This is a genomic window from Bacteroidota bacterium (assembly GCA_026391695.1).
In the GTDB taxonomy this organism is placed as follows: domain Bacteria; phylum Bacteroidota; class Bacteroidia; order Bacteroidales; family JAGONC01; genus JAPLDP01.
In genome coordinates, this window is record JAPLDP010000049.1 from 1 (window position 1) to 14,124 (window position 14,124).

The window sequence follows — 14,124 nt, forward strand, 5'->3', positions numbered from 1 at the left end:
TCTACCTCACCGCAAGGAGCTGCGGTGTTGGTCGTATAGGTCAATACCACGGAACCAGCCGCAATATCTGCAGCAGCAGGTGTATAGACATCATCTGCCCATGTGCCTGCGCCACCGGACCAATCAGCTCCGGTAGCTCCGTCGTAGTCGTACCCGGCCATGGTTACGTCAGTCACGTCCTCACACACGGTCTGGTCTGGGCCAGCTTCAATGGTGGGCAATTCATTCACTGTCACCTCCACTGACCCGGTCACCGTTGCTCCCAGGCCATCAGTTACAGTCACACTATAGGCCGTAGTGGCAGTGGGGGAGGCATTGAACGAAGCTACGTTCCCCTGCGATGGAATCCAGCTATAGCTATAGGAACCGTTTCCGCCGGTGGCATTGGCACTGACGGTGGTTGAACTGCCCGAACAGATTGGATTTGGTGAAGCAGCCGGGGCTACAGCAAGGTCGCCATAGCCTGTATAATCAGAGAAAGAAGTTGCGCCGTTTATGGTCAGCAGGTTGTTAGTTACATCGGTTGCGGTATATTGTGTCCATGAGGTGCCGTACTTGGCGCTCACAATGGCGCCTTCATTGGTGCCAATTACATCTCCCTGGAGATACGTAAAGGTGGCATTATAATTCGCGGTGGTGAAGGTACCCCCCGGGGTATAGGTCCAGTACCTGTTGATATAGTTCGGGGCACTGACGGGGATATTTGATTGTTTTCCTTCGGTAAGGTTGATGGTCAGGCTGGCGCCGGATACAGTACCGCTGACCAGTCTGAAAGTAGCGGGAGAGTAATTGGAAGCCGTTCCGATAGGGAAGAGATAATCTGATCCCATCGTACCTGGAATGTTCTTTACCAGCCTGCCTGTACCGGAATATACGATGTAATTGCTGCTACCCGGAGAGCCTGCGATGGCATTGGTGGTGTTAAGGGTGAGGTTGTAGTTGCCCAGGGTAATTTTTCCACTGGATAGCGTCAACGTTCCATTAATTGTCTGTCCAATACCAAGCACGGCACCGGCTGCGTTACTTAAAGTGAGATTGTAATATGTTCCACCAACCGCCGTTTGGGCACCCGACCCATTGTACTCTACAGTGCCTCCCCATGTTTTACTTGCGGGTATTGGTGTAGCACTGGTTGCTGTAGGTACAGATGTTTGAATTTTTCCATTATTGGTCAGTGTTGTTAAAGTGCCACCAAGTATAATCCCACTGCCCAAATTAAGAACATCATTAGCAGTTGTGGTCAAAACATTATTCACCGTGAGTATGTTGCCAGCAGCAGCGGCTGTGAGATTCACTGTTGAACTGTTGGAAAGGAGCAACTGCGCTATAATCTGAGTAGGGACATTTATTGCTGGTAAACTTCCACCGAGATTAAATTGAAGAATGTCAGTTGTCGCAGGGCTTGATCTTGTAGGATTCCAGTTGGTTCCAATTTGCCAGTCAGTAGATGTAGTATGCGTCCATACATAAGAAGCTTCTTCGATTCCCCAACTTGAATTCGCAGGCTCCGGGCTTACATACTTGCGGGTGATTATGTTATCCCAATAGGTGTTAACAGTACCACCTAACGCGTCCCCGCCGAGAGCAATATATGTCCCGATGGTGTCATTTAAAGTGTAAGTTCCTAAAACAGTAACGAGAACAGGATTCGAGTTGTTCGTTAGATCATAATACAGTGTTGACGAAGTGGTTGATGTAATGGCGATACCAAACCTGTACCAGGTGCCAGCTGTCGAAACCGTGGTTCCGGTAGGAGCCTCCCATTTATTCCATCCGTGGGTCATAGCAAAACCCGTATAGCTGCTTGTCCTGGTGTCTATACGGTACATCTGGCCTACACCAGTTGGATTACATCGATAATAAAAGTTACCCAGATTACCGGTTTCGGTATACACATTAAAAGATGTAAATGTATTCGTGCCGAAACCAGCAGTGCCGATATTCTTATACATGTAATTCTGGCCGCCGACGGCGGCGTGGGTTTGGGCATATAGCGAATTTATAGGGTCTCCTTGTGTACTTGACATTCCGGCAGTACCGGATATAGTCCACCCTGTTGTCGAAGATCCGTCATCATAATTAATAAAGGTGTTCGTGCCGCTGCTGGTTGTTGTTGCGGTTGAATTGCCGTAATAAATATATATCGATTGTGCACTTCCGAGGTCCGCCGACACCTTAACCCAGAAAACTGCGTTGTTGCTGGCCACGGAAGACTGCATCCAATAACTTAATAGCGTTGAACCATCAGAAGCGGTAAACCGTATATCCCCAAAATCGGTTTTGCATTTACTATTACAATAAACATTTCCGGCAGCATCGGCTCCAGCGCTATAATGAACGGTTATCATAACTTGATAATTCGTTCCTGCTCCAGTCGCTGAATTGATGGTGTGGCTTTTGCGGTAGTGCCAGGTTGCGTCATACCAGCTTTGGGAAAATGAATGATTTGGAATCCCTAAACTGAGTAAAAATGCAATTGAAATAAGCACGAAAATATATACCGGAGCGCCGGTGGTGTGGTACACGGTGGTTGCTGTGGGTAAAGTTACTGATTTCATGTGAATGGGATTAAGTGTTGTTTTTATGGTTGTGGGTTTTTTAATTTCAGAGGAAAATAAAACAGCAAGGATGTTGCTGAACGAAGATGGGAAGTAAAAGTTTTTCATGGCTTGTGTATCAAGGGTTATTGGTTAATTGTTTTGGATTATGTTGATGGTTCAATTGTTATATGACTTCTCATAGTTATATTCATCAGGATTGCCCCTGCCATAGTTACCGGCCCGACACCTGATGCTAAAAAAAACAGCACGAAAAGAGAAAGTAATAAATTATTCAAAGGATTTTTTTGTGTGAATAGATTTGGGTTACTAATTAATATTGGTTACAGCATTACGCTGTCATCTTCTCTTTAAGATCCATGAGCCTGAGCGGTGCGGGCATGAAGGTGAGGTTCTCCTTCCGCAGCAGCCATACGTCATTCAGCAGCTCTCTCTCGGCCAGGACGATCACCTTGATCCAACTATGCCTCTCCTCTATCAACCGTATCATGCTGAAATCTTGAATGCCATTCACTGACAGGATGACCCACTCAATAGGGTAGTTATTTATAGTTTCAATGACATCGCGCGTTGTCAGGGCAAAAAATAAATTCATCGATATACCGGCGAAAAACTCAACCATTTCCACGCGGGCATCTTCACACATGGGCTTCTGGTTTTGATAATACAAGACATTCATAGGACATTTTTAATTAGCCTCACCTCCCGTCCCCCTCTCCTCCAAGAGAGGGGGAAAGTGGGTAAGGTGATTTTTACGTTCAGGCAAAAGCAAGCTTTGGGTACTTGCTTTTAAGTTACCCATTTCCATCGGAATATTCCTACCCAAGATAGAAGATGGTGCTGTCAGATTTTGGATTTACCAGGTTGTTTTTTAAAGGGTGACCTGATATGAAGTGCCTCCTCTCCGGAGGCGCCATTATAAGGCAATACCCGTACCAGAATGTTTAACGTATTGGTTAACAGGGAGGAAACACTATAAAGAAGGGCTATCGAACCTGTTAATTTTCATGGAAAAACTGTCCATGTTTATTCAGGAAGTTCAAAAAGGAGATGATTAACAGGTACTTATAAAGAAATTAAAAATATGCCCGGAAACGGTTAAATGCCCATTTACGGGCAGGAGGCGAATGCATGATATAAATAGCCCACGACTTTAGTCGTGGGATTCGAATAAAATGCGCGATTTAAATAGCCCACGACTTTAGTCGTGGGATTCGAATAAAATGCGCGATATAAATAGCCCACGACTTTAGTCGTGGGATTAGAATAAAATGCGCGATTTAAATAGCCCACGACTTTAGTCGTGGGATTCAAAAAGCCAACTATGACAATAAAATGTCAGCCGGGATTCCTAATTCATCGTGAAACAACCTGGCAAGTTCAAGTGTAAGCGGCTTGCGTTTATTTAAAATAGCAGATACGTATCCTTTTGAACCTGCTTTACCTACAAAATACTTGTTCTTTAGCCCTAAATCAAGCATCTTACTTTTTATGGCATCAATGGGATCTGGTTTTGGAATAGGATAGTGTTGATCCTCATATTGCTTTATTAATAGCAGCACAACCTGAAGTTTTTCTCCCTCAGGTGTTTTAGGTGTTACTTTCTTATTAAACATTTCATCTACCCAGGAAAGGTATTGTTGATATTCTTTTTTTGACCTGATAATTTTTAAATTCATGATTTCTTCTTTTTAAAATGTGCACTTGTTACATCTAATTTATCATATTCTGCATGGGTGCCAAACCATTTTATTTGGATGGCTTTGAATTCAAATACAATCCTGACCACCAATCTGTACTTGTTGCCCATGATATTAAATACCACCCTATCGTCAGCAACCAGGCTCGCATTGCCATAAACCATTTTCAGCTCGTTAAAGTTTTTAAAGTCGCATTGATTCAGCTCATAATACCACTCATGTAATGCGAGTGCTGCCAAAGGATAACTTTTGCAATAATCCAATAATGTTTTTCGGGTGATAATGTTAAACATGTTACAAAAGTAGAAAATAGTTTACTAATAGAAAACATTTATCTAAATTTATTTTTAAAAAAACAAACATATCCGCGATGCGAATAGTCTGCAGGCGGTGAGGTGGTTTGGTTACATTTTCCGCAGCTCGCTACGGAATTTGAGTCTGGAGATTGCTCTTGGGTTCATACCGATTGAATGTTCAGCCTTCCGAGCCGGCGGTCGAGAGCCTGCCGCGAAATGTTCAACATCCTTGCAGCTTTTGCCTTGTTGTTTTTCGCCTGCCGCAAAGCACTGGTAATGGCATTTTTTTCGATGACTTCCAGATTTAATGTCATACCATCAACCTGGGCGGCCGAATACATTTTTTTACCCGTCTTCAGCGCCGGAAAATGCCTCAGCTTCAACACATTATCATCGCACAGGATGAGGGCACGCTCAATGATGTTACGCAGTTCCCTCACATTGCCCGGAAATGCATAATTGACCAGCATCGTTTCCACGTTTTTATCAATGGAGCAGCACTTTTTATTCAGCCTCAGTGAGTAATGGTTCACATAAAACCGGAGCAGCTCGGGAATGTCTTCGCGCCTCTCACGCAGCGGGGGAATGTATATCTCAAAAGCATTCAGCCGGTAAAATAGGTCTTTACGTAAATGTTTGTCGTCGAGGAGCTTGTGTATATTCTGATTTGTTGAAGCAATGATCCTCACGTCGGTGTCGATCAGTTTGGTACTGCCTATCCTGGAGAATTTCCGGTCTTCGAGCACACGCAGCAGTTTAGCCTGCAGATCGACAGGCATCTCTGATATTTCATCCAGGAAAAGTGTGCCGTTGTTGCTGATTTCGAGAAATCCCTTATGGTCGTTTACAGCTCCGGTGAAAGCGCCCTTGGTATGGCCAAAAAATTCACTCTCGAACAGGGCGCTCGGAAAGGCCGAGCAGTTGACAGGGCAGAACGGCAGGTTCTTCCTTTTGCTGAGCAGATGTATCCCCTTTGCCACAAGTTCTTTGCCCGTGCCGCTTTCACCGCTGATGAACACAGAGGTGTTGTCGGTGGCGGCTACTTTTTGCATCAGTTCCAACACCGCCTTTATCTGGGGGCTTTTACCGACAAACTGCAGCTCCAGGGCCTTATTTAAGCATTTATATATCAGTTCAATGTGAGTTTCAAATTCTTTTACCTTTCTGGTCAGAGCGATATAATTTTTTGAACGCTCGATGGCCTGGTATATTTCACCGGGATTAAAAGGTTTCCGGAAAAAGTCGATAGCGCCCAGGCGCATGGCTTTTATAGAGCTTTCCATATCACCGTGGCCGGAAATGATGACCACCTCAATATCGGGATGTTCATGCTTAACTTTTTCCAGGACATGAAAGCCGTTGGTTTCGGGCAGCACCAAGTCAAGCAGCATCAGGTCAATGTCGGTGGTACCGATGATGCCATAAGCCTCGGAAGGTGTGCCGGCTGTATAGGTGATGATGTTCAGCGATTGCAGATACTCTGCCATCTCATTTCTTACGAAGTCATCATCGTCAAGTATCAATATCTGGAAATTATTCATAAGATAATGGGTTTTAGGTTGATTGGGATACTGAGGGGTCAGTTTTTCAAAGGATCGATACTCGGTAACCTGATTTTAAATGTGGTGAATTCATTCACCTTACTATCGACCGAGATGTTACCTTTCATTTCATTCACCAGGGTCTGCAGTATTGTCAGTCCGAGGCCTGTGCCATTTTCTTCATCTTTTGTTGTAAAGAACGGCTCGAAAAGCCTGCTGAAATTTTCTTCCGGAATGCCCACCCCATTGTCGGTGACTTCAAAGATGATGGAGAAATCGGATCGGGTGGTTTTCAGGATGATGGTTTTTTCATAGCCTTCATTCTGCATGGATTTTTCCTTCTGGTTTACGGCATCCCTCGCATTGGAAAACAGGTTTATCACGATCTGTTCAAATTCGCAGCAGTCGCCCAGGATTTGGCCGGTGTCCGGATCCAGTTCAGTGATCACGGTGATATTCTGCTTGATGGATTGTGACCGGAACATGGATAGTGTGTTTAAAATGATCTGGTTCACATTGATCATTTCGAGCTGGACGAATTTCGGCTCCTTTGAAAAGATACGGATGTGGCTGATGATGCTGCTGATACGCTGCAGCTGGGTATTAATGATGCGGCATTTTTCGGTGATGTAATCTTTATTCAGCTTACCTTCATTCAGCCTGATCATCAGGTTTTCAATACCCATTGAAATGGCCGTAACGGGCTGGTTGATCTCATGGATAATGCCCGCAGTGAGTATGCCGATGGCTTCAAGCCGGGGTTTATGCAAAAAGAGATTCTGGTGTTTTTGTATCTTTTTTACAGGATTTTCAGGCAGCTTTATTTCAATTTTCATGCGGATCATAGATGATACGAACTTCACAGCCGGCAGTATGGTTTCGGTCCATTGCCTGTTGCCACCATGTTCAATACAAAAAACATTATGAAGAGAGTCATTAATAAATATCGGAACCAGGATCAGTGATAAGACTCTTGGTGGTACGTTTTGCCCCTCTGAGTGAATTCTGATCTTAAGTTTATGCCTGATGACGATTTCTTTATTTTGGAGTGATTTTATCCACTTGTTTAAATGGCTGGATAAGATAAAGGGTAGAGTAGCATCCGCATAAGGCGAAACAGGATTGGCCCAGTGATATTTTATGGTAAAGCCTGCCTGGCCATGACCATGGGAAAAAAGGTATATGTGATTGGCTTCGATCAGCCTACCAAAGTTATTCATCCGGTCAAATCGGAGTTCCGGTGACTGGTTGGAGTAATCGGTAAGGTAATAATTGATGACCCTTTCGATTATATACTGCGCAAGGAGCTGTTTTTTTTGCTTTTTATCCTGATCTTTTAAAACGGTTTCCATTATATGCATCGGGTGTATGGGGTAACCGGAGTAACAAATTTCGTAAAAAACTTTGAAATATACGACAATATATCAAATATATAACAAAAATATTAATTTATTGTATGAATACGGATGATTTTTACATAAAGGGGCTATTCTGTTGATTGAATAAATTTTAAGAAAGGGCATTCAAATATATATAAAAACTTCATAAAATTGAATTTCAATAAAATAATTTTTCATTAGGTCAGCAAATAATGCATACCTGGGGTTAGAATTCGCGATTTAAATGGCCCCGGACTTAAGTCCGGGGTATCAGGCAGCCTCGACTTCCTGAAAAAATAACTCCAATACTACTTTTTCCAAGCTTTAATTTCGTAAGTTTGCCTTCTGTTTTGGTAATGATAACAGGGAAAGGGGCATAGCTTATGAAAAAGATAATCGGCATACGTTACGAAGATAAATATGTCATGGAACGCAGAGTTCCTTTGATCCCTATACATGTCCGTAAACTGGTCATGGAACAGGGGGTGCAGGTGTACATCGAAACTTCTGCAAAGCGCGTATATGAGGACGAAGAGTTTGAACAAGCCGGCGCCCACGTCACCTATGACCTTCAGGATTGCCCTGTTATTTTTGGCGTGAAAGAAATTCCTATCGCTAAGTTAGAACCGGAGAAAACTTACATCTTTTTTGCCCATGTCATCAAAGGCCAGCCACATAATATGCAAATGCTCAGACGGCTGATGGAATTAAAGTGTAATTTGATTGACTATGAGCGTGTTGTGGATGAGATGGGCAAACGGCTGATTTTCTTTGGCCGTTATGCAGGTCTGGCCGGAATGATCAATTCACTCTGGTCGCTGGGAGAGCGGTTGAGAGAATTTGGAATAGAAACGCCTCTCCTTGACATCTCCCAGGCACGCACTTACTATTCACTTGACGAAGCACGCAGGGTCGTATCCAAGGTGGGGCAGAAGATCATTGAAAAAGGGCTTCCACCTGAACTTAAACCGGTTGTCATTGGGATTACCGGCTATGGCAATGTGTCGCTCGGAGCCCAGGAAATATTATCCCTTCTTCCAGTTAAGGAATTATTGCCTGAGGAGGTGTCGTCTGTTGAAAAACATAAATTTCTTCCCGATAATATCCTGTATAAAGTCGTTTTCAAAGAAAAACATATCGTCGAGCCGGTGGATCCTTCCAATGAATTTGAATTGACGGATTATTACCAGCATCCTGAAAAGTACCGGAGTAAATTCGAACAATATATTCCACACCTGAACATGCTTGTCAATGGGATTTACTGGGATGCACGTTACCCAAGGCTGGTGACAAAGGATTATGCCGAGCAGTTATTTAAACAAGGCAAGCCCAAACTCACCGTTATCGGAGATATCAGCTGTGATCCAAACGGCTCCATCGAGATGACAGATAAGGGAACGGAGATAGAGAATCCCGTTTTTGTTTATAATCCCTTTACCCGTCAGCCTGATGATGGATTCAAGGGCGAAGGGCTTCTTATCATGGCTGTGGATATATTGCCCAGTGAGCTGCCCCGTGACGCTTCAAAGGCATTCAGCGAAGTGTTGTGGAAATTCGTATCTCCCATTGCTTCCGCCGATTTTGATAAGCCTTTTGAGAGTATCCGTCTGCCAGGTCCGGTTAAAAGGGCTATGATACTGCATAAAGGAGAATTGACGCCGGATTATACATATATTTCGAAATACTTAGGGTAGCAGGGAATGAAGGATGAAGAATGAAGGAGGAAAAATGAAAAATTATTGGTATTTAATCATTGTTTAAAAAAGCTGAAGTAAATCAATAATCCTATATCATTAATCATTTAAATCATGAAAAAGGTACTGATTCTTGGAGCAGGCATGGTTGTGAAACCCATTGTCACCTATTTACTCGATCACGGTTATCAGGTAAGCGTTGCAACACGCACTAAGTCAAAAGCCGATAGCATGATTGGAGGGCATCCCCATGGCCGGTCTGTTGCATGGACGGTGGAACAGGAGAATGAACTGGAGAATATGATACAGGAGCATGACCTCACCGTCAGCCTCTTGCCTTACACCCATCATCTCATGGTCGCAAAGAAATGCCTGCGGTACAAAAAAAATATGGTCACCACATCCTATGTGAAGCCTGAGATGAGGGCGCTGGATGAAGACGCACGAAAAGCCGGCATCATCATTCTCAATGAGCTTGGCCTCGACCCCGGCATCGACCATATGTCGGCCATGCGTGTCATCGACCATATCCACTCAAAAGGTGGTGAAGTGGAGGAGTTTTATTCCTTCTGCGGTGCATTGGTAGCGCCCGAAGTGGAGGGAAATCCGTTTCGCTATAAATTTACTTGGGCTCCTAAAGGTGTTGTCATGGCTGGTAATAACGATGGGAAATACCTTCACCAGGGTGAAGTGCTCTATATTCCTACCGAAAATCTTTTCAGGAATCCCATCAAAGTGGATTTTCCAGGCGTAGGTTTGCTGGATGTTTATCCAAACAGGGATTCGTTGCCTTACAAAGAATTATATGGTATACCGGAAGCCCGGACGATATTCAGGGGGACTTTCCGTTACCAGGGCTGGTGTGAGATCATTGATGCGTTTAAAGTGCTCAGGTTATTATCTTATGATAAAATGACTCTTGATGGTTTGACTTATGCAGGATTCATGGCCAGGATGATCGGCGAAAGCAGCCCTGCGGATATTCGTGCTAAAGTGGCGGCAAAGCTTGGATTGCCAGTGAACTCAAGGCCGCTAAAAGCCATGGAATGGCTGGGGCTTTTCACCGGTGAACCAGTAAACCGTAAAGAAGACAGTCCGTTTGAAATCCTTTCCGACCTGATGATAGCCAGGATGATGATACAACCTGATGAACGCGATATGGTGGTCATGCAGCATACGTTCCTGGCTAAGTATCCCGGTGGAACAAAAGAGATCATCAAATCACGCATGCTGGACTTTGGCACCCTACAGACGGACACATCCATTGCACGAACGGTAGCGTTACCGGCTGCCTGTGGAGTAGCAATGATTCTGGAAGGTAAGATCAAAGCTAAGGGTATTCATATCCCTGTGATTCCGGAGATATATAATCCGATACTGGATCAATTGGAGAAAATGCATATCAGGATGGTGGAGGAATATGGATTACCTCTGTCAGAAAATATTTTGTAATATTATTTATGGCGAAATACGGCAAATGGATTGGCGGTGGACTGGGATGGGTGCTGGGCGGACCCATCGGAGGAATATTGGGATTCCTCTTCGGCACCATGGTCGATGGTATGCAAAGCGGTGAATTTGCTCACAGAGTCACTCAGCCCGGTGATTTCAGCGTCAGTTTGCTGGTGCTGACGGCAGCTGTCATGAAAGCCGATCAGAAAGTCGTGAAAGCCGAACTGGATTATGTCCGGCAATTCCTTTTACAGCAGTTTGGTGAAGCCAAGGCTGAACAGCTTCTTCTGATTTTACGCGACCTGCTCAAGCAGGATATCAATGTCCAGGAAGTGGCACTGCAGATAAGAAGTTACATGGAGTATCCCGCCCGGCTGCAACTCCTGCATTACCTTTTTGGTATTGCCATGGCCGATAATGTGAGCCATCCTGATGAGGTAAGGATGATTGAAACAATTGCCGGATACCTTGGCATATCCGGTACCGATTTCGCCTCTATAAAAGCAATGTTTATCAGAGATATCAACAGTGCTTACAAGGTTCTGGAAATATCGCCGGATGCCAGTGATGAAGAGGTAAAGAAAGCTTACCGCCACATGGCGCTGAAATACCATCCCGATAAGGTGGCTAACCTGGGTACTGATGTGCAGAAATCGGCCAACGAAAAGTTCCGGCAGCTTAACCAGGCTTACGAGGATATAAAAAATCAGCGAGGAATGAAATAATATCAGGGATGTCATCTCTCCAAAGAGATGACATCCCTGCTCCCGTTATCTAATCATGAAAAATCCAGTTTATACCAAACTTAAGCCGGCCTTCCTGAATGGGATAATGTAATGTTTTGTAATAGTCTTTCTTTCCTATCAGGCTATTCAGGTGATGGTACATGAGAAAGAACCTTACGTATTTAACCTTGAATTTCAGCAGTGCATCAAGAACGAATACCTGATTGATTTTCTTTTCATCCTGGATGAAAAACAGGCGTGTTGCAGGCATATAGGCATCGGCAAAGTACGCCGAGGTATAATACAGGTCGAAGCCTAGCTGGACGCCCAGGGCGTGTTTGAACAGGTCTTGGTTGAAATAGGCCGACAGGTCACCGGTTAATTCCGGAATGCTGACCACTTGTTTATCTGAAACATATTGATACACCATACTGGCCATCAGATCGAATCTATGAATCGATAAATTTCCTGAAACAAAGCCACTGGCTACATCCAGAGTCTTAGAGGACTGGTGGGGCAGCGTATCGGTTCCGAAATAGATATAATCAAAGATGCGGTAATAATCAGCGCCGGCCTTTATGGAGGATGATTGAAATCTGAATCCCGCATTGAAAACATCCGGCTTGGTAAAGGCATTATCCCATCTGAAATGGTTCGAATTATAATGGTGGAGGAACCAGGAAGGTGTTTGATTGTAATAACTGATATCAACAGAAAGGATTTGTGCATGGGATGAATCCGGCCCGAAATCTTTTTCCAGTGTGGCAGTGAGCTTTTGGTCATCTTTGATATAATTGCCTTTAACCCATTCAGCATCGGCTTTCAGTTTCCATCCGGCAAATGGTTGCAGTGTGACACCGCCCGAAAATATCAGGTGGCTGAGTGTATCATCACGCGAGGGGTTATAGCCGGTGAATTCGAGCACTATTGAGTGCTGGTGTTTGACACCGGCATAGACCCTCAGCGGGCAGGCGGGATTGCGGCTGTTGGTCCACATCAGCATGTTGGTGATCTCCTTGAATAATGTCTCATCGTAGGTCTTCTCTGGATTAGAATAGTACTCGGAGAAGAACAAGGTATCAGGGTTATTGTCAATGAATTGAAAGCCCAGCCTGGTATATGAAAATGCGTACAGGATGCTTCCGGGGCTGAATATCCGTGACAGTGCTGTCCGTTTTACTGTATCATTTTCCAGGACATCTTTCTTCGAAAAGGAATAGTATTGTATCAGTTTAAATCCCGAGTTTTTCCACCGGTTTTCAGCATTAAGAAGATTGACGGCAATCAGTTTGGATTCCGTTTCAATTTTATTTTCGAAGACAGAATCGCTGGCAATGCCGCCATTCTCCTGCATGATAAGGTTGTTAAAGAGGAAGTTGGCAATAAGTCCGTAACGTTTGTTAGGGGTGTAATAGCTTGTAAAAAAGGTCACACTTTTATTGTTGGATCTTTGCCGTTCATATCCTCCGAAGGCGCTGAGGATATTGACATGGACACCCACATTAAAGTTTTTGCCGATCTGCTGGTTGTGGAGCACGTCGAAGACCTGTTCGCGGTATTTTCCCTGGACATAATAGAGTCGCGTAAATGGTTTTGGGGTCAAATAATATTGAATGGTTTCATCCCTGATGAGATACTGGTCAAAGGCATGCTGACCCAGGTCGAATCCTGATGTGGGGGAAGGGGAAAAGACCAGGTTTTTGTGAGCCAGCCCGATATTACCTAAAGTGGCATAATAGGTCAAAGGGTAGGCGAGTGGGTCATATTTTTGAAAAAGGTCGAGGAGTGTATCGGTCTGATGGGGCTGTGTGTAGTTCAGGATGAAATCCTTTTCATAAAAGTAAGGAGCTGCAGAGGAGTCAACAGTTTGAGGGAGGGTATCAATGATCTGGGCAAATGAACAACAGAGGCTGAATAGGGCAGGGATAATAAGCAGGGCGGCTTTACATGCTTTAGGCATAGGGGGGATCATCCTGATTTATGGTCAAAGATACTATAAAACGATAAACTTGAGAAAGGGGATTTTATTGTAAATAAAAAGGGTGTCTCATTTCTGAGACACCCTCAATAGGGTTGGCAACGACATACTCTTCCACCCTCTGGGGGCAGTACCATCTGCGCTGGTGGGCTTAACTTCTCTGTTCGGAATGGGAAGAGGTGGACGCCACCGCTATAGTCACCTTAAGGTCTTTAGTGAAAGGATCACTGTAAGATCTTAACTTTCTTTAAAAGAAAGAACACAATCGACATATTGGTGGAAAGAAAATACAGTAGTAAATCGATGTAGAACACATCTGCTATTAAGAAAGCGTACGGGTAATTAGTACTGCTCGGCTTTGACATTACTGCCTTTACACCTACAGCCTATCAACGTCGTAGTCTTCAACGACCCTTAAAGGAGATCTCATCTTGAGATGAGCTTCGTACTTAGATGCTTTCAGTGCTTATCTCTTCCAAACATAGCTACCCTGCGATGCAGCTGGCGCCACAACAGGTACACTAGAGGTCTGTCCAACACGGTCCTCTCGTACTAGTGTCAGGTTCTCTCAAATCTCCTACGCCCACAACAGATAGGGACCGAACTGTCTCACGACGTTCTGAACCCAGCTCGCGTGCCACTTTAATCGGCGAACAGCCGAACCCTTGGGACCTTCTCCAGCCCCAGGATGTGACGAGCCGACATCGAGGTGCCAAACCGCCGCGTCGATATGAGCTCTTGGCGGCGATCAGCCTGTTATCCCCGGAGTACCTTTTATCCTTTGAGCGATGGCCCTTCCAT

The 14,124-nt window shown here is 44.5% G+C and carries 10 protein-coding genes and 2 rRNA genes; 3 read left to right on the forward strand and 9 right to left on the reverse strand.

What is annotated here, in order from left to right; translation table 11 throughout:
- The 6 genes from NT175_07130 to NT175_07155 form a co-directional block, all read right to left on the reverse strand.
- The coding region (locus NT175_07130; protein ID MCX6234485.1) for a DUF2341 domain-containing protein at positions 1-2,666 on the reverse strand (2,666 nt) is incomplete at its 3' end.
- Positions 2,667-2,889: 223 nt separating this feature from the next.
- Complete coding sequence (locus NT175_07135) at positions 2,890-3,237, reverse strand: hypothetical protein (GenBank protein MCX6234486.1); 348 nt, start codon at positions 3,235-3,237, stop codon at positions 2,890-2,892.
- Positions 3,238-3,880: 643 nt separating this feature from the next.
- Positions 3,881-4,237 carry a transcriptional regulator gene (locus NT175_07140; protein ID MCX6234487.1) on the reverse strand — a complete coding sequence of 119 codons (357 nt, stop codon included), beginning with the start codon at positions 4,235-4,237 and terminating at the stop codon, positions 3,881-3,883.
- On the reverse strand, positions 4,234-4,551 hold the full coding sequence (locus tag NT175_07145) for a type II toxin-antitoxin system HigB family toxin (protein ID MCX6234488.1): 318 nt from the start codon (positions 4,549-4,551) through the stop codon (positions 4,234-4,236). The genes NT175_07140 and NT175_07145 overlap by 4 nt, the downstream gene beginning before the upstream one ends.
- A gap of 164 nt (positions 4,552-4,715) precedes the next feature.
- A complete protein-coding gene (locus NT175_07150; protein ID MCX6234489.1) occupies positions 4,716-6,095 on the reverse strand; it encodes a sigma-54 dependent transcriptional regulator in 1,380 nt (459 codons plus the stop codon).
- Positions 6,096-6,133: 38 nt separating this feature from the next.
- Positions 6,134-7,447: a HAMP domain-containing sensor histidine kinase gene (locus NT175_07155; GenBank protein ID MCX6234490.1), complete on the reverse strand. Its 1,314-nt coding sequence runs from the start codon at positions 7,445-7,447 to the stop codon at positions 6,134-6,136.
- Between the two features lie 410 nt (positions 7,448-7,857).
- Here NT175_07155 and NT175_07160 point away from each other — a divergent pair, with 410 nt between their 5' ends.
- The 3 genes from NT175_07160 to NT175_07170 all read left to right on the forward strand — a co-directional run bounded on the left by NT175_07160 (position 7,858) and on the right by NT175_07170 (position 11,345).
- A complete protein-coding gene (locus NT175_07160; GenBank protein MCX6234491.1) occupies positions 7,858-9,168 on the forward strand; it encodes a bifunctional lysine ketoglutarate reductase /saccharopine dehydrogenase family protein in 1,311 nt (436 codons plus the stop codon).
- A 114-nt stretch (positions 9,169-9,282) separates the two neighbouring features.
- Entirely contained in the window at positions 9,283-10,620 is a 1,338-nt protein-coding gene (locus tag NT175_07165) for a saccharopine dehydrogenase NADP-binding domain-containing protein (GenBank protein MCX6234492.1), read from the forward strand.
- 8 nt (positions 10,621-10,628) lie between these two features.
- Complete coding sequence (locus NT175_07170) at positions 10,629-11,345, forward strand: TerB family tellurite resistance protein (GenBank protein MCX6234493.1); 717 nt, start codon at positions 10,629-10,631, stop codon at positions 11,343-11,345.
- Between the two features lie 49 nt (positions 11,346-11,394).
- Here NT175_07170 and NT175_07175 read toward each other — a convergent pair whose 3' ends face one another.
- From NT175_07175 to NT175_07185, 3 genes are all read right to left on the reverse strand, one after another.
- Positions 11,395-13,305 (reverse strand): hypothetical protein, encoded by a 1,911-nt coding sequence (locus NT175_07175; protein ID MCX6234494.1) that lies wholly within the window; start codon positions 13,303-13,305, stop codon positions 11,395-11,397.
- A gap of 111 nt (positions 13,306-13,416) precedes the next feature.
- Positions 13,417-13,529 (reverse strand): 5S ribosomal RNA (rrf, locus tag NT175_07180).
- 115 nt (positions 13,530-13,644) lie between these two features.
- Positions 13,645-14,124: ribosomal RNA gene (locus NT175_07185) — 23S ribosomal RNA — on the reverse strand; the annotation flags it as partial.

Bases quoted from the DNA above. Each gene is read 5' to 3' on its own strand.
- NT175_07135 (MCX6234486.1), bottom strand. From the start codon at position 3,237: ATGAATGTCTTGTATTATCAAAACCAGAAGCCCATGTGTGAAGATGCC.
- NT175_07140 (MCX6234487.1), bottom strand. From the start codon at position 4,237: ATGAATTTAAAAATTATCAGGTCAAAAAAAGAATATCAACAATACCTT.
- NT175_07165 (MCX6234492.1), top strand. From the start codon at position 9,283: ATGAAAAAGGTACTGATTCTTGGAGCAGGCATGGTTGTGAAACCCATT.
- NT175_07170 (MCX6234493.1), top strand. From the start codon at position 10,629: ATGGCGAAATACGGCAAATGGATTGGCGGTGGACTGGGATGGGTGCTG.
- NT175_07145 (MCX6234488.1), bottom strand. From the start codon at position 4,551: ATGTTTAACATTATCACCCGAAAAACATTATTGGATTATTGCAAAAGT.
- NT175_07155 (MCX6234490.1), bottom strand. From the start codon at position 7,447: ATGGAAACCGTTTTAAAAGATCAGGATAAAAAGCAAAAAAAACAGCTC.
- NT175_07175 (MCX6234494.1), bottom strand. From the start codon at position 13,305: ATGCCTAAAGCATGTAAAGCCGCCCTGCTTATTATCCCTGCCCTATTC.
- NT175_07160 (MCX6234491.1), top strand. From the start codon at position 7,858: ATGAAAAAGATAATCGGCATACGTTACGAAGATAAATATGTCATGGAA.
- NT175_07150 (MCX6234489.1), bottom strand. From the start codon at position 6,095: ATGAATAATTTCCAGATATTGATACTTGACGATGATGACTTCGTAAGA.